Annotated in this window: 21 protein-coding genes; 4 read left to right on the top strand and 17 right to left on the bottom strand. The window is 39.6% G+C overall.

Features of this window, described 5'->3' with window-relative positions:
- Positions 1–33: 33 nt before the first annotated feature.
- From FBD94_RS12795 to ubiE, 10 genes are all read right to left on the bottom strand, one after another.
- Positions 34–2,601 (bottom strand): BamA/OMP85 family outer membrane protein, encoded by a 2,568-nt coding sequence (locus FBD94_RS12795; RefSeq protein WP_235884452.1) that lies wholly within the window; start codon positions 2,599–2,601, stop codon positions 34–36.
- A gap of 63 nt (positions 2,602–2,664) precedes the next feature.
- A complete protein-coding gene (locus FBD94_RS12790; RefSeq protein WP_136880438.1) occupies positions 2,665–3,405 on the bottom strand; it encodes an isoprenyl transferase in 741 nt (246 codons plus the stop codon).
- A 19-nt stretch (positions 3,406–3,424) separates the two neighbouring features.
- Positions 3,425–4,222 (bottom strand): type IX secretion system protein PorG, encoded by a 798-nt coding sequence (gene porG / locus FBD94_RS12785; protein WP_136880437.1) that lies wholly within the window; start codon positions 4,220–4,222, stop codon positions 3,425–3,427.
- A 1-nt stretch (position 4,223) separates the two neighbouring features.
- On the bottom strand, positions 4,224–5,105 hold the full coding sequence (locus FBD94_RS12780; RefSeq protein ID WP_131612613.1) for an NAD kinase: 882 nt from the start codon (positions 5,103–5,105) through the stop codon (positions 4,224–4,226).
- Positions 5,106–5,143: 38 nt separating this feature from the next.
- On the bottom strand, positions 5,144–5,806 hold the full coding sequence (locus FBD94_RS12775) for a CBS domain-containing protein (protein ID WP_131612615.1): 663 nt from the start codon (positions 5,804–5,806) through the stop codon (positions 5,144–5,146).
- Positions 5,806–6,570, bottom strand: coding sequence for an alpha/beta fold hydrolase (locus tag FBD94_RS12770; protein WP_136880436.1), 765 nt, complete (start codon positions 6,568–6,570; stop codon positions 5,806–5,808). The genes FBD94_RS12775 and FBD94_RS12770 overlap by 1 nt, the downstream gene beginning before the upstream one ends.
- Positions 6,571–6,686: 116 nt before the next feature.
- Positions 6,687–7,133: a GatB/YqeY domain-containing protein gene (locus FBD94_RS12765; RefSeq protein WP_136880435.1), complete on the bottom strand. Its 447-nt coding sequence runs from the start codon at positions 7,131–7,133 to the stop codon at positions 6,687–6,689.
- 11 nt (positions 7,134–7,144) lie between these two features.
- Entirely contained in the window at positions 7,145–7,900 is a 756-nt protein-coding gene (locus FBD94_RS12760; RefSeq protein ID WP_131612621.1) for an SDR family NAD(P)-dependent oxidoreductase, read from the bottom strand.
- 76 nt (positions 7,901–7,976) lie between these two features.
- On the bottom strand, positions 7,977–8,711 hold the full coding sequence (gene porT, locus FBD94_RS12755) for a type IX secretion/gliding motility protein PorT/SprT (protein ID WP_131612623.1): 735 nt from the start codon (positions 8,709–8,711) through the stop codon (positions 7,977–7,979).
- Positions 8,701–9,432, bottom strand: coding sequence for a bifunctional demethylmenaquinone methyltransferase/2-methoxy-6-polyprenyl-1,4-benzoquinol methylase UbiE (gene ubiE, locus FBD94_RS12750; protein WP_136880434.1), 732 nt, complete (start codon positions 9,430–9,432; stop codon positions 8,701–8,703). Before ubiE ends, porT begins: the two co-directional genes overlap by 11 nt.
- A gap of 52 nt (positions 9,433–9,484) precedes the next feature.
- On the opposite strand from ubiE, the gene yihA reads away from it, so the two are divergent.
- Genes yihA through FBD94_RS12730 form a run of 4 tightly spaced genes read left to right on the top strand, consistent with a single transcriptional unit; the run spans position 9,485 to position 14,674 of the window.
- Positions 9,485–10,114 (top strand): ribosome biogenesis GTP-binding protein YihA/YsxC, encoded by a 630-nt coding sequence (gene yihA / locus FBD94_RS12745; RefSeq protein WP_131612627.1) that lies wholly within the window; start codon positions 9,485–9,487, stop codon positions 10,112–10,114.
- Between the two features lie 13 nt (positions 10,115–10,127).
- Positions 10,128–10,994: a UbiA-like polyprenyltransferase gene (locus FBD94_RS12740; protein WP_131612629.1), complete on the top strand. Its 867-nt coding sequence runs from the start codon at positions 10,128–10,130 to the stop codon at positions 10,992–10,994.
- A gap of 5 nt (positions 10,995–10,999) precedes the next feature.
- Positions 11,000–12,715 carry a M3 family oligoendopeptidase gene (locus FBD94_RS12735; protein WP_136880433.1) on the top strand — a complete coding sequence of 572 codons (1,716 nt, stop codon included), beginning with the start codon at positions 11,000–11,002 and terminating at the stop codon, positions 12,713–12,715.
- A 3-nt stretch (positions 12,716–12,718) separates the two neighbouring features.
- Positions 12,719–14,674 (top strand): amino acid permease, encoded by a 1,956-nt coding sequence (locus tag FBD94_RS12730; RefSeq protein WP_136880432.1) that lies wholly within the window; start codon positions 12,719–12,721, stop codon positions 14,672–14,674.
- Positions 14,675–15,160: 486 nt separating this feature from the next.
- On the opposite strand, the gene FBD94_RS12725 is transcribed toward FBD94_RS12730, so the two are convergent.
- Genes FBD94_RS12725 through FBD94_RS12695 form a run of 7 tightly spaced genes read right to left on the bottom strand, consistent with a single transcriptional unit; the run spans position 15,161 to position 26,825 of the window.
- Positions 15,161–16,915 (bottom strand): cellulase family glycosylhydrolase, encoded by a 1,755-nt coding sequence (locus FBD94_RS12725; RefSeq protein WP_136880431.1) that lies wholly within the window; start codon positions 16,913–16,915, stop codon positions 15,161–15,163.
- Positions 16,916–16,962: 47 nt separating this feature from the next.
- On the bottom strand, positions 16,963–18,360 hold the full coding sequence (locus FBD94_RS12720; RefSeq protein WP_136880430.1) for a glycoside hydrolase family 30 protein: 1,398 nt from the start codon (positions 18,358–18,360) through the stop codon (positions 16,963–16,965).
- A gap of 6 nt (positions 18,361–18,366) precedes the next feature.
- Complete coding sequence (locus FBD94_RS12715) at positions 18,367–19,818, bottom strand: glycoside hydrolase family 30 protein (protein WP_136880429.1); 1,452 nt, start codon at positions 19,816–19,818, stop codon at positions 18,367–18,369.
- Positions 19,819–19,828: 10 nt separating this feature from the next.
- Positions 19,829–21,004 (bottom strand): glycoside hydrolase family 88 protein, encoded by a 1,176-nt coding sequence (locus FBD94_RS12710; protein WP_136880428.1) that lies wholly within the window; start codon positions 21,002–21,004, stop codon positions 19,829–19,831.
- Between the two features lie 32 nt (positions 21,005–21,036).
- On the bottom strand, positions 21,037–22,221 hold the full coding sequence (locus tag FBD94_RS12705; protein ID WP_136880427.1) for an alginate lyase family protein: 1,185 nt from the start codon (positions 22,219–22,221) through the stop codon (positions 21,037–21,039).
- A gap of 14 nt (positions 22,222–22,235) precedes the next feature.
- Entirely contained in the window at positions 22,236–24,947 is a 2,712-nt protein-coding gene (locus FBD94_RS12700; RefSeq protein ID WP_136880426.1) for a glycoside hydrolase family 2 TIM barrel-domain containing protein, read from the bottom strand.
- Positions 24,948–26,825 carry a RagB/SusD family nutrient uptake outer membrane protein gene (locus FBD94_RS12695; RefSeq protein WP_131609929.1) on the bottom strand — a complete coding sequence of 626 codons (1,878 nt, stop codon included), beginning with the start codon at positions 26,823–26,825 and terminating at the stop codon, positions 24,948–24,950. It lies immediately after the preceding gene.
- Between the last annotated feature and the right edge of the window lie 5 nt (positions 26,826–26,830).

Raw genomic sequence — 26,830 nt, 5'->3', positions numbered from 1 at the left:
CAACAAACCTATCTTAATTTCCTTTATTATTTTTTAGTTAAATCCTCCAAGTTGTTGGGCTATACTAAAGTGGAACTGTCCTTTATTAGCATCAGGTGATCCTGGAATATTATCAAATCCATAACCCCAATCGATCCCTAACAATCCAAATATCGGTAAAAATATTTTTGCACCAAAACCTGCCGAGCGTCTAACGTTAAACGGATTAAATTCAGAAAACTTATTCCAGGTGTTACCGCCTTCGGCAAAAGCTACTAAAAACGCTGTAGCCTGCTGACTTGCAATTACAGGGTATCTTAACTCCATTACATATTTAGAGAAGATTGGGCTACCTGATTGCTGCGCAATACGAGGATCGGATCCTACTGGTATTACCGAGTTATTGGCATATCCACGCATAGCAATCAATTCTGATCCTTGTAAGAAGTCGAAACCTTGCATACCGTCTCCACCCAATTTAAACCTTTCGAAAGCAGACTCACCAACAGCACTGTTATATGAACCAAGGAAACCAAACTGAGCTTGTGCTTTAATTACAAACTTACCGGCTAACCTTTGGAACCATTGCGATTCGAATTTCCACTTGTGGTACTCTGTGAATTTATAACGTTGCTTATCTGATGCAGTAGCATAGTTCACATTATTCAACAATGAATAAGGAGGTGTTGCCTGAACTGTAAATTTAAAGTACGAACCACTTTGAGGGAAAATAGGGGAATCTCTTGAATCCCTGCTAAGCTCCTGTGTTAAGTTAAAGTTATATGAAGTTCCTGTGCTGAATAAGAATCCACCATAGTTATTCAAAATGTATTGTTGTGCGTTGATGGCGTGGGTTAACTGGAAGTAGTTATCTGGGAAGTTTAATCTTCTTCCTAAACTCACAGTAACACCATTTAAACGAATTTTTGAATACTGGCTGCTCGAAGGATCAATCGTACCATAGTAGCTTTGTCCACCGTTAGACTGCAATGAAGTAAAAGCACTCACACCAAAGCTGATTGGTTTTTTACCACCTAACCATGGCTCAGAAAATGAGAAACTGTAAGACTGATAAAACTTACCATTTGTTTGTCCACGTAAACTTAATTTCTGTCCGTCTCCTTTTGGTAGTGGTTTATAAGCGCTTAAATTAAACAGGTTCCTTAAGGAGAAGTTATTAAATGTTAAACCTAAAGTACCGATGATGTTACCACCACCAAAACCACCTGAAAGTTCAATCTGGTCAGAAGGTTTCTCTTCTACATGGTACTCAATATCAACCGTTCCATCAGCAGGATTTGGCTTAGGGATTGGGTTTGTTTTCGACTCATCAAAGTTCCCCAATTGACCGATCTCACGAACACTACGGATCAATAGATCTTTTGAGAATTTCTCTCCCGGTTTAGTACGGATATCACGTAAAACTACACGGTCATTCGTAATGGTATTTCCAACAACCGTAATTCTGTTATTGGTATACTGAGGTCCTTCATAAATCCTCATTTCCATTTCAACAGTATCACCATAGATCTTTGTTTGAACTGGCTCTACATTAAAGGTTAAATAACCATCATTCAGATAAATGCTCGATACATCATCACCGTTAGCACTTCCTCTTAATTTCTTCTCTAATTTCTCTTCACTAAATACCTCACCTTTTTCTATACCCAATGCTCTTTGTAAATAGTCGGTCGTGTATTTTGCATTACCTACCCAAGTGATGTTACCGAAATAATATTTAGGTCCTTCAAATAGATCGATGTCGATGCTTACAGCTTTAGGGCTATACTGATAAACGCTGTCTCTAATAATTACAGCATCGCGGTAACCCTTGTCATGCATTTTAGCAATCAACTTTACCTTATCTTCATCATATTTCTCTTTATTGAACTTTCCTGAACCGAACACTTTGTAAAATGCCTGTTGCTTGGTTTTCTTTAGATACTTACGCAGTTTAGCCGATGAAAAGTCCTTATTTCCAGTAAAGTTGATCTTATGAACTTTAACTTTTCTGCCTTTATCCACCTTTACGAGTAACACAACGCTATTCTCCTGACTAGGGTCTGGCTTAGTTGAATACTCCACATTGGTAAAGAAATATCCTTTTCCCAATAAAAACTTCTTGATGGTAGCGGTGGTACTGCTGTACAAGTTATCATTGATAATTGCCTTACCTGCTTTCTCACCAAGCTTTTCAAGAATATCTGTTTTTTGCGATTTGCTGATTCCTGTAAATTCGAAAGAACCTAAACGCGGACGCTCAACAACTTCAATATCGAAATACACGGTATCTTCAACGATCTTAACAATGTCCAACTGCACATCATCAAATAAGCCTTGGGCCCAAAGATTTTTGATTGCATTTGCTGTTGCCTCACCTGGAAGCACAACTTTCTCTCCTTTAATCAGTTTTGAAAGCGTAATGATTACATCTTTATCCAGGTATTTTGTACCAGTTAAAGTAGTACCGCCAATGATATACTCTTTAGGATTGAAATAATCCAGTTCTAATCCCTTAACTTTTAAAGAAGGTGCTGCAGGATTGGACTGAGGACGGGTAATCTGTGCCATTGTTGGTAAACCAATCAACAACAATAATATAAGTTGGTATATTCTTTTCATTTACAATCTAAAAATCGATGCTAAGTTAATTTAAACACATGTTAAAAAGTGTTAAAAGTAAAATTAGTTAAGTTGTTCACTAATTTTACCGAAGCGGCGTTCGCGCTTTTGGTAGTCTACAATAGCTTCAAAAAGGTCTTCCTGTCTAAAGTCGGGCCACAGCTTATCTGTAAAATACAACTCTGTGTAGGCCATTTGCCACAGCAGAAAATTACTAACCCTGTGTTCACCACTGGTTCTGATCATCAATTCCGGATCGGGCATATTTATGGTAGTCAACTGAGCTGAAAACTGCTCTTCGTTAATGTCTTCAAGATTTAATTTCTCATCTTTTACCAGCTTGGCCAATTTCTTTGCGGCTTCGATAATCTCCCATTTAGCGCTATAGCTCAAAGCCAGCGTTAAAGTACAATGAGTATTGTTTGCAGTCTTATCCATAGCACTTTTCAAATCATCAATACACTTTTGAGGAAGCGAACTGATATCTCCTATGGCATTTAGTCTGATGTTATTTTTGGTAAGGGTTTCAGTCTCCTGATTGATGGTGGAGATCAGCAATTCCATTAAGGCATTCACCTCTTCTATAGGTCTGTTCCAATTTTCAGTCGAAAAAGCATAAACTGTTAGGTATTTGATACCTATATCAACGCAACCTTCCACGATATCTTTTACGGACAGTACACCACTTTCATGACCAAAAGCCCTGAATTTACCTTGATTTTTAGCCCATCTACCATTACCGTCCATGATGACGGCGATGTGTTCTGGCAAGCGATTGATATCTATTTGTTCTTTAAATCCCATTTATTATCCGCAAATATGCTTAAAATGTATAACATTTTTGGGACACAAAGGTATAAGATATGCCAATACCTACAAACATATATGTATCTCTTTTTCTAAAATCGCCTCTTTGTACGCCTGGATCACCATATTGAGTGATAGAAGGATCCGAAAGAAACTTACGATCAGCGAAATAGGCATCATTTTCCCAAACATTTGGATTGGGATATCTACCACTTACATCATCCAAATAATCGGTATAAGCGGTCCTATACCCGATCTGCGAAAACAGCCCCCAACGCTCTTTTAAGTGCACTTTAATCCCAACGCCATAAGGTATGCTCATGGCATAAGTTTTGTAAGCTTCACCTTGTCCTTCAGTTTGATAATATCTTAACTTGTATTCCTTATCGTTGTATATTGCTTTTGGATTATAAAATACACCTCCTATACCTGTAAAGATATATGGTGTAAATCTTTTGGTCCCACCGCCAGCAAAGTAATTCAGGAAATTAAAATCAAGTTGCAGACTAAATTCGTTTAATGCCGTTTGGAAATTTAGGTTCCGATCTCTAAACTGTTTATTTTCTGAATCGGCATCATTACCTCTAATTTTACCGTAATTATAATGAAGACCTACAGCCCAATATGGATCAAGGTTAACTTTGACATACCCTCCGGCAGAGATGCCAGAAATTTTTAAAGGCTGATTTTGATTCAAATCTCCCATATAACCGGCTCCGCCCCCTCCTATTCCTAGTTCAAAAGTTTGGGCATGGCTACTTAATATTCCGAAAAAAAAGGTAAAAAAACAGACAAGCGGCCGGGTATATTGCATACTAGTAATTACGGGTATCGATGCCCCATAGGAGCTTATTCCTTAACGTTGTCAGGTAGCTTTCATTGTTCAACCTGATCAAATTTACATGAAATTTCGCTTTATTGAGGGTAAGCTTTACCGATCTGTCTACAGTCTCCGTTCTCGAATCGCATGACACCAGGAATTTAGCACTTCTGGCTTCAACCTCAAAGGTTAAAGAAACATCATCAGGCACAATTACCGGCCTTACATTTAAGTTATGCGGTGCTATTGGTGTAATGACAAAGTTCTGTGAACTGGGATAAATGATCGGTCCGCCACAACTTAAGGAATAGGCTGTAGAGCCTGTTGGAGTGGCAATAATTAGTCCATCAGCCCAATAGGAGTTGACAAATTCATTATTCATATAAGCATGAATAATCATCATCGCTGAATTGTCTCTTCGGTGAATAGTGATGTCGTTCAGCGCAAAGTTCTCTTCTCCAAAAAGGTTATAGGTAGAGGCTAAACTGAGTAGCGTTCGTTTATCTAAGGAATACTCTTTATTCTTTAAAGCTTCAATGGCTTTCTTGATTTCATCTTTATTGATACTGGCCAGAAAACCTAACCTACCAAAGTTGATTCCTATCACTGGAATTCCAGAATCCCGAACTAAAGATAGTGTATCCAGCAAGGTCCCATCTCCCCCCAAGCTCACCAAGACATCTGTATGCCCAACAAGTTCGCTATGTTGCGTAAAAGCCGTTATATGCGTTGGTAGTTTAATTTTATCCTTTATAAAATCAAGGTATTTCTTGTAAACAAGAATAGGTGTTTTATACTGATCAAGAACATTAAAAACTTCCTGAACATAAGGTAACACACTATTATTGAATTCCCTACCGTAAATTGCAATCCTCATTTAGCGTCGATTTTCGTTTCTTTATTTTTGAACGGTAATTACACGTTCAGATAATTCATAAATGAATTAAACCTGTCTTCCGTTCCATCATCCGCCTTGGTGCTATTAAATACTGCTTTTACCTGGTAGTTATACCGTTCGAAAGAAGCAATAATACCGGACAATTCCGTTTTATTAATTTTCAATGTTATCTCCAGTTTGGTAGAGTCGGGAAACGACTGCACATAGGAAGATAGAATTTGTGCATTGTCAGCCTCTACAATTTGGGCCATATGGGCTAAAGAGTTGTTTCTATTGCTGATTTCCAATACAATAATACCTCCGGCATCCTTTACTGCAAAAATATCGGCGACATAACCTAAAATGCTATTTACCGCGATCAAACCAAGGTAATTTTTCTTATAATCCAGCACTGGGACTGCTGAAAGATTGAGTTGGGTGAGCAACCTGATGATGTCATAAATGTGTGCATCTTCATACACAAATGGATTTAAAAGGGATAAGGACAGACTACCAATAGGGGAATCTACATCCTTAACCTCAATCAATTCATCTTCGGAAAGTAAACCCAGAAATTGGATTTCATTTACGATTGGCATATGTGAAAGTTTGAACTCAGTCATCCGCTCCAAAGACTTCTGAACAGTGTCAGATGTTTTTAGAGGGGGGATTGAATAGGATATGAGTTCAGATGCCAGCATTATTTAAGTAAAATTCTGTTTAAAAATTTGCTCAGGTATTCGTTAAAAACTTCGGGGCGTTCCATCATTGGAGCGTGTCCGCATTTATCAACCCAGTTCAGTTCCGAATTTGGCAAAAGTTCATGAAACTCTTCTGCTACCTCCGGTGGTGTTACTTTATCTTGTTGTCCCCAGATCAAAGAAACAGGGATAGTGATTCTCGAAAGGTCTTTAGACATATTGTGTCTAATCGCTGACTTTGCCAAAGCAAGGATACGAATTACTCTAGATCGATCATTTACGGTCTTATAAACCTCATCAACCAATTCTTTAGTCGCTGTAGCCGGATCATAAAATGTAAATGCTACTTTCTCGCGAATATAATCGTAGCTCTCTCTCTTTGGAAAAGAACCTCCAAAAGCGTTTTCGTATAAACCTGAACTACCAGTAAGCACAAGTGCTTTTACACTTTCCTGATGTGCCAGGGTAAATATAAGTCCAACATGACCACCCAATGAATTGCCTATTAAAACAACCTGATTGGTCTTTTTATGTTTCAAAAATTTATTAACGTATTTAGATAAGCTTCTTACACCAAGCGTTAAAATAGGAAGTTCATAAATTGGTAAAATCGGCACCAGGATATGATAGTTTTCTTTGAAATGATCTATTACGGGCTCCCAATTACTCAACTCACCCATTAAACCATGAAGTAATACCAGGGTTTCACCTTTTCCGGCTTCTATATAATTAAACCCACCTTCGTCTATTACTTCGTATTTCATATATATTTTGTGTAATGTATTATTGCTACTAAGTTAGTAGAGTAAAATTAATTTAATGTAATTTAATATATTAATTTATTGAAAAAAAACGCAATCCATTTAATTTGCAGCACAATTTATGCCAATTGCTTTTTTATGAGTTCTGCGATGAGTTTACCATCAGCCTTGCCTGCCAGCTCTTTATTCGCCAATCCCATTACTTTGCCCATATCTTTAACGGAAACAGCTCCCGAATCTTTAATTAGCTTTATAATGATCTGTTCAACTTCTGCCTCAACTAATTGTTTTGGCATAAAAGCACTGATCACTGCAATTTCTTCTTCTTCAACCACACTTAGATCTTCACGGCCCTGTTGCTTGTAAATATCAGCAGATTCCTTTCTTTGTTTAACCAGCTTTTGTAAAAGTTTAATTTCAGCCTCTTCTGTAATTTCTTCGGCAGTTCCTTTTTCAGTTTTAGCCAATAACAAAGCTGCTTTTATAGCTCTTAAACCTCTTAACCTAGCTTGGTCTTTAGCCAACATGGCTTGTTTTATTTCCTGATCTATTGTATTTGATATCATGGTATTTTCGTTTATTTCCTATCTATTATTGTACCTGTTGCCTGCGCTGTTGGCATAATCAACATGTCATTGATATTTACATGGGCCGGCCTGCTCACAACAAACCAAATGGCTTCGGCAATGTCATCGGCGATCAATGGCTCTAAACCATCATACACTTTTTTCGCCCGGCCTTCGTCTCCCTTAAAGCGTACTTTAGAAAACTCGGTTTCTACCATCCCAGGGTGTATTGCAGTCACTTTTATCCCATGAGTTAGCAAATCTATCCGCATACTTTTACTTAAAGCATCAACTGCATGTTTTGTGGCACAATACACGTTGCCATTGGGATAAACTTCCTTTCCGGCTATGGAGCCTATGTTGATGATGTGCCCACTTTTTTCATTGACCATCCAGTTGGATACGATCTTAGTGGAATACAGCAGTCCCTTTATATTGGTGTCGATCATGGTGTCCCAATCGGTGATGCTACCTTTATGGATAGGATCTAAACCCTGACTAAGGCCCGCATTGTTAATCAGCACGTTTACTTTTTTCCATTGTGCAGGCAAGGTTTCTAAATGATAGGACAGGTTTTCGTAATCCCTAATATCTGCGACAATCCTTTTTACTTCTACCGCATACTTATCTTCCAGGTGCTTTCCGATCTCTGTCAATAGCTCTTCTCTTCTGGCTACCAATATTAAGTTATACCCTTGAGCTGCTAATGAATGCGCACATGCTGCTCCTATACCCGATGTTGCTCCTGTAATTAATGCCGTTTTCATGTCAATAAGTTTGTTTCACCCTAGGGCAAAGCTATAATTTTTTTTATTAGCAAAGGCTTGTTTTTGATGTTCTGGGCTACTCAAAAAATAAACTGAAAGTAACATGACGCAACATCAACTTATCTATAGGTGCCGAATACAGACTTGGGTCATTTTTCAAAACACTATTCAACGAATAAGATAGCTTTATCTCGGGCGACATCTTGAAATATTCAAAATAGAGATCAAACCCAAAGCCGGCTTCATAGGACAAAAAGTTCGTTTTATTCTTCAAAAACTTTTCCATTGGGGGATTAGGTGCATCATTGGTTTTCTTTTTAGAGCCGATATCCATCGAATACTTTGCTCCTCCGATTACATAAGCCCTGAAATTATTCCTTCTGTCTGATTTTAATTTAAAACCCAGTGGGAACTCGATCATCGTAGATTGCACCTTTCTCTCTATTGGCGCTTCCTCTTCTATAAAATCATAATAGGCCAATCGATCGTTAAAGACCAATATTGGCGTAAGTCTTAGATCTGCGTTTTCGCTGATGCGCTTGTTCACTACAAATCCAATTCCGAAACCGGGAGAGGATACAGACGAAATAGACCTTAGCGTTCTCCCCACCGGCATTCCGTCATCAGGATTAATGAACTGTTGTTGCCAGGTGTCCTTTTTTAAGATCTTAAACTCCGAACTCATGTATTGAAAGGTGAAACCAAAATGCAGGTTATCATCATCTACCCCACCACCCCAATTCTGAGCATTGGCTATATTTACAGCCAGGCAGCATAAAAGCAGCAGAAATGATCTAGTTTTATTTAACACCTGTATATATTGCACTTATTCCAAAAGTCAAACGAATATCTTTACTCTTTTTAAAACCTACCTTATCCATTAGTTTGATAAAATCTGCTCCATCTGGAAATGCAGCAACAGATTCTGGCAAATAAGTATAAGCCCGACTATCTTTAGAGAAAACCTTGCCAAAAAAAGGAAGTACCTGTTGTGAATAAAAATTATAGGCTTGTTTTATTGGGAAGCTTCTTGGTTTAGAAAACTCCAAAATCACGATCTTTCCTTCAGGTTTTAACACTCTAAACATATCCGCCAATCCTTTTTCCAGATTTTGATAATTTCTTACTCCAAAAGCTACAGTTATGGCATCGAAATGATTATCCGGAAAGTGTAATCCTTCTGAATCGCCCATTTGAACTGAAAAAATATGCTGAAGGTTACGCTCTGTAATTTTTTTTCTGGCTACATCCAACATTCCTTCAGATATATCAACGCCTATTATTTTTTCGGGCTTCAGGATGCTGATGGCTTCAAAGGCAAAATCACCTGTCCCCGTAGCTACATCCAGCATCACCCTTGGTTTTATGGATTTAAGCTCCTTAATCGCCTTTTTTCTCCATAAAATATCAATCCCTAGTGAAAGAAAATGATTTAAAAAATCATAAGTTCCTGATATATTATTAAACATTGTAGCTACCTGTTCTTTTTTTGTAGCCTCTTGAGATTGGTATGGTGTAATGTTTTCGTTCATGGTAAGCAGCAAAGATAAGTATTGTTGAAAACTAATTTTCTACCTTTGTCAAATGATTATAAAATCAGCAACATTTATTTGTAGTAATACAAAGGTATCGGCGCTACCTGTAGCCAATATGCCCGAATATGCATTTATCGGTCGATCTAACGTAGGTAAATCATCATTGATTAACATGTTAGTGAACCAACACGGATTGGCAAAAACATCACAAAGACCTGGTAAAACCCAGCTTATCAACCATTTTCTGATCAATGAGCAATGGTATATCGTCGATTTACCTGGATATGGATACGCCAAAGTATCTAAAAACAGTAGAGAAAATTGGGAAAAGTTTATCCGTAACTACATCACTAAAAGAGAAAGCTTGCAATGTGTATTCGTTTTGATAGACAGCAGATTGGAGCCTCAAAAGATTGATCTTGAGTTTTGCTGCTGGATGGGCGAAATCCAAATCCCCTTTGCACTGATCTTTACAAAGGCAGATAAGCAGTCGACCGTAAAAACAGATAAAAACGTTGCTTCATTTAAAAAAGAGTTAAGCGGGTGGTTTGAAGAAATCCCGCCATATTTTGTAACTTCTGCAGAAAAGGGTTTGGGAAGAGATAAAGTTTTAGACTTTATTACGCAGGTAAATCTTGATTTTGCCATGCCAATTTTAACGCCTAACGACGGTTTTTAAATTATTTTTATTCATGAAGAAATATTTTTCTTTGGTATTGTTCGCGCATTCAATTTTTGCGCTGCCTTTCGCAATGATTGGTTTTTTTCTGGGTGTAACCACTACCGAAAATCCTTTTAACTGGCTTAAATTGGCGCTTGTACTATTATGTATGGTATTTGCACGAAATGCAGCCATGGCTTTTAACCGATATCTGGACAGAAATATAGACGCCAAAAATCCACGTACGCAAATGCGGGATATTCCTGCCGGAAAAGTATCTGCGAAGGAAGCGCTGACATTTGTGATCATCAACTGTGTGCTCTTTGTGATCAGTACGGCTTTTATCAATAATCTGTGTTTATATCTTTCACCTATTGCCCTGTTTGTTGTTTTATTTTACAGTTATACCAAAAGATTTACGGCTTTGTGCCACCTTGTCTTAGGCCTGGGACTATCCTTAGCCCCTATTGGTGCTTACATTGCTGTTACTGGCCAATTTAATCTTGTACCTGTACTGTACTCCTTAGCGGTATTGTTTTGGGTAAGTGGTTTTGATATCATCTATGCCTTACAGGACGAAGATTTCGACAAAGGTGAGAAGTTGCATTCCATTCCGGCGGCTTTAGGGATAAAAAATGCTTTAAACCTATCGGTAGGCCTGCATATTTTATCTGCAACATGCGTGATATTACCAGCATTCTTTACTACTTTTAGCTGGATATATTACATTGGGGTAGCCTTTTTTTGTTTCATGTTGACTTATCAGCATTTGCTGGTTAAGCCGAATGACATTAGTAAAGTAAATAGAGCATTTGCTACGACTAATGGCTTTGCCTCGGTTGTTTTTGCTGTTTGCTTTTTACTGGATGCCTTTTTAAGAACTCATTATAACTTTTAGATCCCATGATCAACCTTACCATACCAAAGAAAATACGTACTTATATTCCTCAAGACCTTCAAATTGAATGGGAGAACCTGGAGCCTATTTTAAACGAACTGTTGTCGCGCCCGATTAACAATGTAAATGAATTGGAACAATGGCTTAAGGATAAAAGTGAGCTTGAAGCTGCTTTAGAGGAAGATTTTGCCTGGCGGTATATAAGAATGAGCTGTGATACCGCAAATGAAGAACTGGTTAAGAACTTCCAATACTTTGCGATGGAGATTGAACCTAAAATTTCTCCGATTGCCAATCAACTGAATCAAAAGTTTAATGACAGCCCATTTATTGATGAGCTGGATCAGGATGAATTCTTCGTTTATATCCGTGCCATCAGAAAGGCTTTGGAAATATACAGGGAAGAAAACGTTGACTTGCTCACTAAGTTACAGGTTACACAACAAAAATATCAGGCTAGTACGGGAGCCATGAGTGTAACTATTAATGGTGAAGAATATACCCTGGAGCAGGCCGCAAACTTTATTAAAGATACGGACAGACAGGTAAGACAACAGGCTTGGGAAACGATACAACAACGTCGCCTGGTTGACAAAGATGACTTAAACCTATTGTTTGATGAATTGATTGTGATGCGTCATCAGGTAGCTTTAAATGCAAATTTTGAGAACTACCGGGATTATATGTTTCAGGCCTTAGGTAGATTTGATTACACCCCTCAGGATTGTTACCTTTTTCACGAGGCGATAGAAAAGAAGATTGTTCCGATTCTTAAAGAACAAGCCGAAAAAAGAGCTGAATTGTTGGGCCTTGAAGTGCTTAAGCCTTGGGACATGGATGTGAGTACTACCGGAAAAGCAGCCTTAAAACCATTTAAAAATGGCACCGAATTAATCGACAAGAGTATTGAGTGTTTCAATGCGATTGATCCAAAGCTGGGCCAGATGTTATCCATTATGAAAGCGAATAACCTTTTTGATGTGGAAAGCAGAAAAGGCAAAGCGCCTGGTGGCTACAATTACCCCTTGGCAGAAACAGGCGCTCCATTTATTTTTATGAATTCGGCCAATTCGCTTAGGGATTTGACCACGATGGTACATGAAGGTGGGCACGCTATCCATACTTTCCTTACCGCAAACCTGGAGCTCAATGACTTTAAGCATTGTCCATCTGAAGTTGCTGAGTTGGCTTCGATGAGTATGGAATTGATCTCTATGGACAATTGGAATATCTATTTCGACAATGAGGAAGATTTGATCAGAGCGAAAAAAGAGCAATTGATTGACGTGCTAAAAACACTTCCATGGGTTGCGGTGATTGATCAATTTCAACATTGGATCTATACCAATCCCGGCCACAATCCTGCTGATCGCGAAGAGGCTTTTAAACAAATATATACCCGCTTTGGCGCTGGCTTTACCAACTGGGATGGCCTTGAAAAAGAATTTGGCAATGTTTGGCAAAAGCAACTTCATCTTTATGAAGTTCCATTCTATTACATAGAATACGCCATTGCACAACTGGGTGCGATTGCCATCTGGAAGAATTATAAAGAAAATCCGCATAAGGCACTACACCAATATTTGGAAGCGCTTTCTTTAGGATATACCAAACCTATTAATGAAATTTACGAGACTGCTGGCATTAAGTTCGACTTCAGTCCGGAGTATATCGAGCAGTTGGCATCATTTGTTAAAGACGAATTACACAAATTAGGATAATTTATGCTCGAAAAACTGTTCCGAAAAAAGTCCATTGACAAAATATTAGCCGATGCCGAAAAGGGATATGGTGACCATGGGAGTTCCCTACATAAAACCCTTGGTGTTAGAGACCTAACTGCTTTTGGTATTGCTGCGATTATAGGAGCAGGTATTTTTAGTACAATTGGTAAAGCAAGTGCGGACGGTGGTCCGGCGGTAATTTTTCTATTTATTTTTACGGCTATTGCCTGTAGTTTCGCTGCTTTTGCTTATGCGGAGTTTGCTTCGATGGTACCGGTTTCGGGAAGTGCGTATACGTATTCGTATGTTGCATTTGGTGAACTAGTTGCCTGGATCATTGGTTGGTCGCTCATTATGGAATATGCAATCGGAAACATCACCGTGGCGATTTCCTGGTCCGATTATTTTACGGGACTCCTCTCCTCCATCAAAATTCCGGCTTTAAACATTAACGGGATTAACTTGCCGGATTGGATGACGATGGACTACCTTACGGCTTACAATGGGCATCAGCATGCAGATGCGCTCATCAATGCTGGTAAAACCTATGAGAATCTCGATAATGCTACCCGAATAGCCCACAATGCCTGGATTACAGCTCCAAAGATTGGCAGTTTCCATCTTGTTGCAGATTTACCTGCCTTAGCCATCATTATATTCATCACCTGGTTGGTTTATCGCGGGATGAAAGAATCCAGAAATGCGAGTAATGCCATGGTTATCGTAAAATTAGCGGTGATTTTACTGGTGCTTGCGGTGGGTGTATTTTATGTGGATACCAAGAACTGGGATCCTTTTGCACCGAATGGAGTATCTGGGGTATTGAAAGGTGTTTCTGCAGTATTCTTTGCCTATATAGGTTTTGATGCCATATCCACCACTGCTGAGGAGTGTAAAAATCCACAACGTGATTTGCCTCGTGGCATGATGTGGGCAATTATTATATGTACCGTATTGTACGTCGCCATTGCATTGGTGCTTACCGGTATGGTTAACTACAGTTTACTTGCTGTTGGTGATCCTCTGGCCTTTGTTTTCGATCAGATAGATATGAAAGTCATGAGTGGCATTATTGCCGTGAGTGCGGTCTTTGCTATGGCCAGTGTATTGCTGGTGTTTCAAATGGGACAGCCCAGAATATGGATGAGCATGAGCCGTGATGGTTTGTTGCCCAAATCCTTTTCTAAGATCCACCCTAAGTATAAAACGCCTTCTTTTGCGACTATAGTAGTCGGCTTTGTGGTTGCGGTTCCCTCTTTGTTTATGAACCTGACTATTGTAACGGATTTATGTTCTATAGGAACCTTATTTGCATTTGTGCTGGTTTGTGCTGGCGTATTGGTTTTACAAAACAAACCGGATATTAAAAGAGGGAAGTTCAAAATACCTTATGCCAATGCCAAGTATTTCATCCCTGTTTTGTTTGTAGGTATGTTGGTTATGGGTTTTACTTTATATAAAAAGGAAACTACAGCTTTTATCTGGAATACACCAGCGATAAATAGTCCGATAAAGATCATTACTTCGTTAAACGATGCGGAGCGTGCAGTGATCAAGCAAGAGATCACCGCCGAACAAGCGAAGGTTACTCCTGTTGAAAACAGTGTTGACGCTGAAGCTTACTTCAATAGTCTAACAGAGCAACAGTACCAGGATTTTATTGACAAATCGGCTATCGACAGCACCAAAAAGTATGAAACTGGCTGGAACCTATTTAAACATAAAATCCCGATGTGGATCTTTTTCTTCCTGAGCATCGCCATCACCTATTTCTGCATTACAAAAAACCTAAGTCTTATACCAGTTTTAGGATTACTAAGCTGTTTATACATGATGTGTGAGCTGGGCATCTCTAACTGGATTGGTTTTGGCATTTGGCTACTTGTCGGCTTAGTCGTTTACTTTTTGTACGGATATAAGCACAGCAAACTTAATGTAGAAAAAATTCCACAATAGAAAATATTCTTTAGATTTATTATAATATATTAATAAAATACACTACATTAGAGTGGTAATCACCTATGGGTTACTAAATGCTCTCTTTTCCCCACTTCGGGGAAATCGGATTGAGCACATTGATTTGCCTTCCTAATTATCCCTATAGTTGTTTGGTCGGACGACCGACAATAAAGGCTCCTCCCCGGAGCCTTATTTGTTTAACTAAACCACATAGAGACACTGATAAAAAAAACATACACTTTTTTAATCTATACAAGAAGAATTCTGCCTTTTTAACATTGAACAAAGCCTACACTCTGGTCGGTGTCGATTCCTTCGGGAAGTCTTGCTCAGGGGTAGGATCGAATAAGTAGTAACATAGGAATATCAAAGGACTTTCGTAGGACAAATAGTCCTATGAAAGTCCTTTGATATTCCTTTAACAATCCTATCATTGTAAACGCGCGCCCGAAGCCTTACCGAAGGCCTATAAAAGCCTCGGGACTATTTATTAAACTGAAGCTGGCTAAAATTAAAGAATCCAACATCAGCTAAAACTGTTAGGGTCTGTTTCCCTGCATTTAGAGGGACATTCTTTATTTCTATAAATTGAAAATCACTTAAACCTCCCGTATTAGGAACAAGAATATCCTTCGAGACTAATTTTCCGTTAGATAGGATTGAAATCCTCCCATTATCATTAGCAGCGGCAACTTTTAATTTAATTGTATAGCTCCCCTTCTTTTTAACCTCCATTGTATAGTTCAGCCATTCGCCGGACTCAATGTTGTAGATGTAATAAGCCTCGTATGCGGTCGGATCTTTTATAATATCCACACCATCATTTCTATACATCCGACCTTTATTACCTCCTTTGTGTTTTGCATTCGAAACATGATAATCAGCCGTATCCTTGTCGAAATAAGCAACCCCATTACGACCTAAATCATAATCTACCGCGTTTATCACAATACGGTTCTGCACTATATGCTTTTTAAAAGGTTTGGTTTCAGCAGAAAATGGCTGGCGTATCATCGCATCAATTACATCACGATGAATGGTTGTATTTTCAAGTCTGGTGTGGACAGCAAGTTCCATTAATCCGCTATAGACATTACTTTCTTTTGGCTTGTTTCCACCTCCATTTAAATAGTCAACTACGCTATCGTAATTTAAGTTTGATTTTATTTCCACAGGATTATTGACTCCTATTTTCTTTAATGGCCACCAAGCCCAGCCAATGTTGTTCGTTTCAAATAAACGAATCGCTTCTGTGAACCATACATTTGAATTTTCTCCAGTCTCTCCAACCCAAACAGGAATATTATACTTATCCCTTGCTTTAATCATATGACCTGCAGATCCCTGATCATTGTAACTCCAATACTTGTGAAAGCTCAACACCATGTTATTATCCCATTGAGGAAGGATTCCGTTGTAGTTATTACCCCAACCATTCCCTTCAATGATAATCATGTGCTTTTTATCGACCTCCCTAATCGCTTTGGTAATGTCGATCATCAGCTTTTTTAAAGGGGCATTATTTTTTTCTTTTGTACCGTTTTTATCATTTACTGGATCATCAAAACCCCAGTTGGGCTCATTAATCAAGTCATATCCACCAATCCAGGGCTCATTTACATAACGCTCTGCTAACTTTCTCCAAAGGGCAATTGTTTTTTGCTGGTTGGCTTCACTATCCCACAACGAGGGTTTTGATGGATCACGGTCTGAGATATTTACATCATTACCCTGTCCACCAGGGGCCGCATGAAGATCGAGTATCAAATACATTTGGTTTGCCTTACACCAGGCCAACAAGGAATCAGTCATGGCAAAACCTTTTTCGAGCCATGTATTTTGTCCGTTTACAGATTCCTTTTCTACAGGCAATGTGTATAAATTATAATGCATAGGTAACCGCACAGAATTAAATCCCCATGCTTTCATTGAATCGATATCAATCTTACGCGTATGATTGGCCAACCACAGGTCATAAAATTCGCCGGTCTGTTTCGCCCCCATCAGCTCTTCTAGTCTCTCGCGAATACGGTATTGCTGACCCTCTTTATTTATTTTTAACATGTATCCTTCCTGCAACATCCAGCCCCCAAGTCCAACGCCCCTTAACAAGACATTCTCCCCTTTTTCATTTACAATTTTCTTACCATCCGCCCGCAAAAATCCTTGCGCCAAACTACGCGAAGAACAAAAAACAGATAGCCATATTAGCAATAAGAGACTTAATTTTTGAAACATATAAAGTATATTTTGATGAATGTTAACATTATTTAAATGGAAATAACTTACCAAATATAGGTAGCAACATCTCCCTTACCGATTGTACAGTTTAGCAATTTACCATTAAAACTAATGCTAAACGCCTGGCTATCCGCAGCACTATTGGCAACGATTAGCACGTTTTTTCCATCGGGAGTTTTAAAGGCCACATTAGAAAGATCCTTTGGCTCATTGGATGCAATCCGGACGGAAGCCGGGCGCACAAATTTAGCCGCATGGGCAACAGAATAATAGGCCACATTTCTTTTAACATGATCCCCATCAATTGTTACCGCTCCCTGACACATCGAACATCCACCCCTATCAGTGAAAGGCTTATTTTCAGAATTTGAAGTTAAATTCCATTCCAATACAGTCTTGCTCCAGTTTCTGCTGGCGCCGATAATGAGCCTCTTAACGGGCGATATGATATTGATTTTATCATCTTCAGCACCCTCAATGACCATTTGCTCAGTAAAATAAATATTTTTATCTGGATGGGCCTCATGCACATCGGTTAAAGCTTCAATTTTACCCCCGTAAAGATGAAAAGCAGATCCGTCAATATATTTACGCGCTTCCGGATCATTAAGCACGGTAATTGGGTAATCCGGACGATCGGCATTGTGGTCATAAATGATAATCTTTGTTGCTAAACCAGCTTTTTTAAATGCAGGTCCAAGGTTATTTTTAATAAAAATTGCCTGATCCGGTGCAACCATCAATAAACTAGGATTGTTACCAGGATGTAACGGTTCATTTTGAATAGTGACCGCATCAATAGGAATACCCTCGGTTTTCATATCCTTGATATAACGAACAAAGTATTTTGCATAAGCTTCGTAAAATTCAGGCTTTAACATTCCACCTCGCGCATCATAAGTCGTTTTCATCCAAAGTGGCGGAGACCAGGGAGAACTCATTATTTTGATATTGGGATTAATCGCCAAAATTTCCTTCATTATAGGTATCACATCTACACGATCCGGACCAAGTTCGAACTTATCCTGTTCCAAATCGGTTTCCCCTTCGGGCAAATCATTGTACGAAAACACTTTTTCATTTAAGTCTGACGCACCTATAGTTAAGCGTATATAACTGATACCAATGTCATTTTCGTTCGTTGCAAATAGTTCTTTTAATAGAGCGGTTCTGGCTTTAGCACTCATTTTTAGCAAATGTTGAGCACTCCCACCTGTTAAAGCAAAGCCGAATCCATCAATGGATTGAAAGGTTTCTTTATCATTAACTATAATGGTAGGCTTAACCGACTCCTGTTTATTAAACACCAGACTCCCTTGCTGTTTAGCAAACAACACAGAACGGTCGGACTTGGTAAGCCAGTAACTTGCCTGCTGGGCATTAACATGCAGGGCAGAGATCAGCAGCATGCCGGATAAAAATATATTTAGGTTTAATCTCATCTTGGCTTATTGAATAATAAATGTGGAAATGGAATGCGGCAGACTAGTCGTTTCGGCAGCTTTGCCGTCCATCCATAAATAGTATGGGATCTTATCGTTGCTCTTATTCATCACGATGACAGCCAGTTTCCCATCTGTATTCATAAAGGCCGTAGTGATCAACTTATCTCTGTTTGATGAACTGGCCACCCTACGAGCACCAGGCCTTACGAATTTCGAAAAGTGCCCCAAGTAGTAGTAAGAATTGGTATAGATCAATTTGCCGGTCTTCGTATCCGCATGAACTGGGGCAAAGCAAAAATTACCTACATGATTGGGACCACCTTTATCATCCAGCAACATATTCCAGTCTGTCCATGCAGTCACTCCGCTGTTAAAATCGTTGATCATGGAGTACCCATAGCGTTCTCCAAGGTCCCACCTGGAAATGCTATCCAGGTTAAACTTTTCTACACAGCCTTCAGTAAGTAACAACTGCTTATCTGGAAATGCTTCATGAACCAGTTTCACATTGTTAAAAAGCATGTCACTTCCGGTCCAGGTTTCATACCAATGGTATCCTATACCCCACACGTATTTTGATGCTTCTGGATCTTTAAGGATAACGCTTGCCCTTTGGTAAATCTGATCCCTGTTATGATCCCAGGCAATCAGTTTTTTATCAGCCAGGCCATTTTTATGGAGAATTGGCCCTAAATATTCCTTGATAAAATCCCGCTCTTCTTCGGCTGTAAAAATACAAGACTCCCATTTCTGTGTTGCCATCGGCTCATTCTGAACGGTTAAGCCCCATACCGGAATCCCCTCCTTTTCGTAGCCTTTAATAAATTTGACAAAATAATTGGCCCAAGCTGATCTAAACGCCGGTAATAGTTTACCCCCACGCAACATATCATGGTTACTTTTCATGAATGCAGGCGGGCTCCATGGACTTACAAAAAGTGGAAGCTTTCCGCCCGCAGCGACAATACATTGCTTAAGGAGTGGGATCCTGTATTTCTGATCGTGCTCCAAATTAAAGGACTGAAGAGCTGCGTCATTCTCCTTTACATAAGTATAGCTTCCACTTGAGAAGTCACTGCTGTGGATTGTTGTTCTGGCCAAGGTATAGCCTATCCCATTGTCTCTATCATAATAAGCTTTTAAAAACTCTTTTTGAACATCGTTAGATAAAGTTGCATAGGTTTCGGCCGCTGCATCGGTGATGGTTCCACCGATCCCTGTAACGGATTGGAATTTGGTTTGCGGATCTACAAACACGCAGATCTGAGTTTCCAGGGGCTGTTTCAGCTCTTTAAAAGTAAGTGATCCAGAGGCCGTGAGTCTTAAATTTGTGTGATCGGCAGTTGTATAAATAACCGAAGTCTGGGCGTAAATTGGCATTGTCCCTATAGTCGACAGCAGGATTGGCAAAAGACCAATTGGTTTAAGCTTCGACAAGCATTGTATGATGTTCATGGATTGGGTTTTATTTGTTTTTCAATCTTAGTAAGGATTCCAGATAATAATAATCTGCGTAGTTAATCGGCACATCAATTTCTGAGTTTGCTGGCCTATGCCCGGTGCTGTGCTCCAGGATAAAGCCCTTATTGCTACCGACCTTACTTGTATAAAATTTGTTTAAGCTGTATAGCAGATGATCAGCGGATTTTTTATAGCCTCCATTTGGCACATAACCATCCATCTCATAAAGTGCTGCTGCTGTAATAGCCGCTGCCGAAGCATCCTTTGAAGTGTTGGGAATCTTTGGATCGTGATCATCCCAATAAGGAATGCCATCTGCTGGTGTAGTTTTGTTGTTCAATATAAATTTTGCAATGCCTTTTGCTTGATTCAGGTAAGTTTCATTATGCGTTTCCCTATAACACATGATAAAACCGTACAAAGCCCAGGCTTGTCCCCTTGCCCATGCGGATTCATTACTATAACCCTGGGCGGTTAACTTTTGAGTTACCTTGCCTGTTGAGGTATCATAATCTAGCACATGCCATGAGCTGTAATCAGGTCTGAAATGATTGCGAAGGGTTTGATCGGCATGACTTACCGCAATTTTATAGAAAGTTGAATCACCTGTTAACTTAGTCGCTTCAAACAGCAACTCCAGGTTCATCATGTTGTCAATAATTACCGGGTATTTCCACTTGGCCTTTTGGTGGTCCCATGACTTAATGACTCCCGCCACCGGATTGAATCTTTTACTCAGCGATTTGGCAGATTGAATGATGACCGACCGGTAGGCGGTATCACCTGTTAATCGATAGCCATTACCAAAGCTACAATACATCATAAAACCCAGATCATGGGTACCTATATTAAACTGCTCTTTTTTTATTTTCTCGGTATATACCTTCGCCAAGTCCATCCATTTAGGATCCTTGGTATATTCATAGAGATACCAAAGTTCGCCGGCAAAAAATCCACTGGTCCAATCGCTCGATTTCACCATCACCAGTTTACCTTTTTCAACTGTTCTGGGTGACACCTGATTTTTTCTTAAAGCAGCGGTATCATTTCTCACTTCCTTCAATAAAACTTCAGTTTGTTTTGCTGCATCAGCAAAGGCTTTTGAAACGTTTACTTTCTGCGCCTTTACTGTACAAATCCCCAAGGCCATATACAGGCTCAATATCAGTTTTGTTTTCATATCATTTGTGTGTTGCGTTTAAATTGGTCAGGTCACAGCCATATCAGGGGATGACGAATCGGTAAATTTCTGATTACCTCTTCCACCTTAGGATCGTGATCCAGACTTTTCCATGTTAAATACCAGCTATTTTGTTTAAAAACATTGGCACCAAACAACAAGAAAGGTTGTGCCACGGGCCAGTTGTTCCAATACATTACATCTTGCTTAAAGGGCCATTCATTTTTATGCTTTACAAAGGGGAACAAATAAGCTATGCCTGTCTTTATAGACTGCCCTTCTTTCGCTTTATAAGTCCATAGGTTATCTTCCGGTGTGGAGAGGATCTGACACAGCATAACCATCGCGTCTAAATTAAAAATGGAATAACCATAAGGTTTGGTTCTCGATAGCTCTAAAGGAAAACTGCCATTGGCAGCCATCTGTGTTGGCAGCAATACCGTCTTGTACCTTAACCGCATGGCATCCAACATTTCGTTGTCCCCGCATAGTTTGGCAAAAGAAGCCACCTGCATTGCCCAACAGGTAGAATGATTGTTTTTGATTGCTTTTTCTTGTAGTCCAGGCTTACTGGTATTTAACCACTCCGTGTATTCGGAGAACCATTTTTTAATTTCCTTTGCAGTCTCTTTTTTAAATGCCTTTGATTTTTCTAACAGCAATATACCTTGGGCAACTTCCATTAAGTGAATGGTGTCAATTATTCCATAATTGCGCCCCTTGTGCTTCCCTTTTACGGCTTGGGCATACAATAGGTTAGGGTTCATCAATGTCTGAGGATCGATGAACCAGGCTTTCAAATGCAACAATGCATGTTTTACATATTTCTCATCACCTGTTAATTGATAAGCAGAAGCCAATGCTCCAATAACATTGCTGAAACGGATCATTGACTTTCTATGTGCTACAAAATTATCGGGGTTAGTTAAACCATCACGTTCAATATAAGGGCCTTCCGGATTGTTTGGATCGGGCCAGAAGTAATCAGCTTCAGAAAAAAAATCATGCTTACCACCTGAACTTCTAATGGATGAATCCGATGTCACTGTAATCGGCTGCTGTTCCAAAGCCCATTGCGCTTCTTTTAACACCTGTTTTCTCAGTAAGGCTGTAACCTCCTTTTTTAAGTCTACAGGCGGCGAAGTTGTAAAAGCAGTCGACACCGTAAGAAGCAGCAAAAGTAATCCTCCGGTATGTATTTTTTTAAATTTCTTCATATCAAATATTAATATCAATTCAGCTTTCTAACAGAAATGGCATTTAAAACCGGCGCCCCCTTTACTGGAATAAAATCCAGAAGTAGTCCCTGTCCATTAGCAACATCAATTCTAATTGTCTTCTTAACTGCAGTTGCGTATCCATATTCTTCAGCAATATTGAAGTTATCCAGAAATTTCTTTCCATTCAGATTAAGGGTAAATATTCGCTGTCCCCCTATTTCTTTCACAATTTGATTGTCCAGATTATAAACCAACATTTCTTTGGGTGTCCCTCCAACTAGTTCAGCAAAATACAAGCTCAGCTCATATTCCCCATCTGGTACATCCATTCTATAAGCCTTCAGGTCCACCTGTTGTGTTTGATAAATAGGATCAAGATCCGTATTCAGGATATTTTTGTCAGAGCCATAAGAAATACGGCTATTGCCGCCTTTAAAGGCAGCTCCACCGATATGACCAAAAGATCCTTTTCGATATGGCTGATCAGGAATCCACAATACCTGCTGCTCCCCATCCATAAAATAACGGTTTGCCCCCAGTAAAATATGCATGGTTGTAAAGTCCCTTGCATCAGAAAAAAGATAGGGTAAGAGCGTAAAATCAATTGATGTCTGATCGCTAAGCATTGGTTTTTGCGGATCTACGGCCCGAAGCTGATTAAGGCCGGCGGTAAATGGAACCTGCCATTCGCAGATACGATCTTTACTCGATTGCAATCCCATACTTTTCCCATTCAGGAATAGCTCGACCACATCCAGATTGGTAGCCACCTGAACAGGCTGTGTGCAGAACAGACTAGCCGAGTCGGCTATTCCGGTTCTTTCCTTCCAATTTCGGGATGCGATTTTGATAAATGGCTGATCCATTAGGTAAGCTTGATACAGATAGTAAGTATCTTTTTCTTTTCGTCCGAGCGTTAGTAATCCCTTATTGTTAATGTGTGGCATTGTTTCGGCTCTAGTTTCTGAGCTAAAGTCGGCCAGATTCCATACCATTGCACCACTTACAAAAGGTCTGCTTAAAATATCATTTAAATAGACCTGACTGAAGCTGATCGCATATTCCACACTTTTATCAAAGCGCAGTGGCGAAAAAGACCTGATCCTTGGATCTGCGTCGGCGCCAAATTCGGTAATCAGTAAAGGCACATCCGGTAATTCCCGATGGTGCTTATCTAAAAATTGCCCGAATCCTTTCAGCTCTCCGCCATACCAGCCCTGATACAAGTTCCAACCAATAATCATTGGAATTTTAGTTAACCCTACTTTATGATACCGATCAAAATCACCATGAAGCGCCATCATTGTGTATCTTGAAGGATCTTCTCTGCGTGTCAGGTTCTCCAATTGCTGAGCCAGCGCTCGCACATTGTTAAAATATTGTTCCTGTCGGGGCTTGTCAGTCTCAAATTTAGGCCGCAATAGTACTTCATTCATATAAGCCCAGATGATCACACTGGGATGATTAAAATTTTGACGGATCATTTCAATTTGCATGTGCTTACAGTTTTCGGTAAAACCTTCGCTTTCTGTAATTGCATTTACAATCGGAATTTCTACCGAAGCGAGAATCCCTAAACGATCACAGGCTTCGAGGATCACAGGATCTTGTGGATAATGGGCTACTCTTAAGAAATTACCCCCCATTGCTTTCAGAAGAGTTACATCCCTTATTTGCAATTCATCAGGAACTGCATTTCCTAAACCTTCATAATCCTGGTGACGGCTTGAGCCCATTAATTTTAGTGGTTCGCCATTTAAAAAGAAGCCTTTCTTTGCATCAAACTTATACCATCGAAACCCTATAGAATTGGCAACCTGATCTAAAACAGATGAACTTTTAGCATCAATAATTCGGCTAACTGCCCTATGCAGCACTGGATTTTTGGTTGACCATAATTCTGGTTTCTTTATGACAGGCAGGTCTTGTGTGACTACTCTTTTCTCCCCCGGTTTTAAATTTACATTTAAGGTATGAGTTGAGACCGCTTTCCCCTGCTGATTATAAACTGTCGTTTTCAGCTGAAATGCGCTCGCTGTAGTACCGGAGTTCTCCAATGAACTATTTATCCTTACACTGGCTTGCTCGGCAGATACCGTAGGCGTCTGGATATAAACACCATCAGCACCATAGTCTCCATTGTAAAAATGGACTGGCTCTGTGACCAATAAGTTAACTTTTCTATAAATCCCACCGAAAAAAGTAAAATCGGCAGTCAATGGTGCAATATCTTCATTAAAACGATTGGTTACCTTAACCAGCACTTCGTTTTTAAAATTGGCCTTATGATTTACCAATGCCGTCACCGGAACTATAAATCTCGTATAACCACCAGCATGTGTACCAGCCAATTTACCATTAACATACACTTCGGCTTCCTGATTCAGGCCATCAAAACAAAGAAAAAGCGATTTCCCTATCAAAGCCGGGTTTCCCTTTAAAATTCGTTTGTACCAGCTTGTTTCACGGTAATAACCGGGCGTATCATCCATGACATCCTTTGCATTCCAGGTATGAGGTATGGTAACACTTTCCCAGCTTTGGTTATCCTTACTAAAAGACCACTGGTCGTTAAAGCCAATCATTTGTCTACCGCTGAAGATTGGTTGGCCTTGCAAAAAAAAGGGACATATCAATAAGGTAAAAAGTATAAACACATTCTGGCCATATATTGCCAGAATGTGTTTAACCAACCTGCCTGTAAACAAATTGTATTTCTTCATTTAATCAGGAATTTTATCCAGTGCCGGAACGTTATTTTCATAACCACTGTAACCTTTATTCTGATTGATGCGTCCATTTACGTTAAATCGTTGAGAACTTGCTGGCACTGGCCACAACACGTGATAAGGAGCAATCCTGTACTTTACGCCCTGCAGCGTAGACACTTCATTTTTGTAAAAATCATTTTTCTCTATAATGCGGTCATAGAAGAAATTGTTATCTGAAAAAGAAGCGAGATTATATGATTTACCATTATAGGCCGTTTTTCCCGTTTGCGCAAAAATATAAGCAATTCGCGTCAGTTCAGTTTTACGAGGTTCTTCCCAATACAACTCCCGCGCACGCTCATCCAGAATTGTTCCTATAGTGACTTTGCTCGGATCAGTAAGCGGTGTTGCATTGGCACGAATCCGCACTGCATTGATGTCCTGCATAGCCAGTCCCAGATCTCCTCTCCAATAGTAAGCTTCGGCTCTTAAAAGAAAGGTTTCAGCTAATCTGAATACATACCAATCAGTATTGGTACCACGTGGCGGCGACCAATAAGGATCAATAGCCAATGCATTTGTAGAGTTGATAAACACTTTATAATGCGGCCAACCAAACCAGTGACGGATCGTATCTAAAGCACCGTTCTGGAATCGTGCAGCAACATTGGTATTGTCAAATTGCAACAAGGGTTTGCCATATAGCGCCTTGTCTGCAGCATTATTTGAATTTTTTAGTGCGGGATTATTATAAACCAGATCGGTCATATCCATCCACATTCCTTTAGCATGCCTGTAGTCAGTATTATCCGTCCAAATGTATTTAGTACTGTAAGGTGTTCCTCTGTAACGTCCAATTCCACGTCCATACATTCTGGTTAAAGGAAATTCTGCATTTACGGCATCCGTTAACGCAGTTGCGCCAGATGGGGTTTTTACGTTAGCAAAATGCCATGCAGGAACAGTATTCCGCATTAATTGCGAACCATTGGCCGTAAAGCCCTGTAAAGTCTCCCTATCTATCACAAGAAATAAAGCTTCCCTATTGGTAGGAAGTGCTTTATTGTCCATCCTATGCAGATCCCAGATTACATTTTTCGTCGCGTCGGCAGCTGTACTACCAAAACGAGAAGTCATTAAAGCATAAGGGCCGCTAATCACACTGGTTGCCGAAGCAATGGCATCATCAAATTTACCAAGAGCAAGGTTAACTTTAGTGAGCAAATGACCTATTGCACCCTTTGTAACCTCACCTTTGTTTACATTATCAGAAACTGATGCCTGCGCAAATTCAAGATCCGATTTCATCTTTGTAAGAATTACCTCTCGTTTGGTAGAGAAGTAATCATCTTTTGGAGCATCAATATCCTTTAAATTAAGGGGCACGTCACCAAACTGATGAACCAATCTATAATAATGATAGGCACGATAAAAATAGGCAGCACCCAGAATTGCATTCTTCTCAGCTGTGCTTGCATAGGTCGGCCTATCTATGTTTGAAATGATGGTGTTGGCAAACCTTACTCCGCGAAATTCCTGTTCCCAGTACCAACCAACCTTGTTAAAATCATCGCTGTTCAAATTCGCATCAGGTGTTATCCTCGAGACCAGATCCTGTGCAGGCGTACTTTTATCGGTTGTACCTTCGACAGCGACATCAGAAAAAATAGATTCGGTAAGCATTGGGGCAGCATCTCCGAAAAATTCCTGCCGCACATTTGCACCCAGTGCATTTAGCGCCCCTTTTAAAGCCGCGACATTATTTAAAGACGTTTCAGGAGAGTATTGAGAAAGCTGGTCTGAATCCAGAAAGCTTTTTTTACATCCCCCGGAAGTAATCAGGGCTGCGGATGTAATTAATATGACGATTTTTTTATTGAGCTTATTCATGTTCG

The organism is Pedobacter hiemivivus, assembly GCF_005144565.1.
Lineage (GTDB): Bacteria > Bacteroidota > Bacteroidia > Sphingobacteriales > Sphingobacteriaceae > Pedobacter > Pedobacter hiemivivus.
The sequence above is the reverse complement of the archived record's forward strand: the minus strand, read 5'-3'. Positions and strand labels throughout refer to the sequence as shown.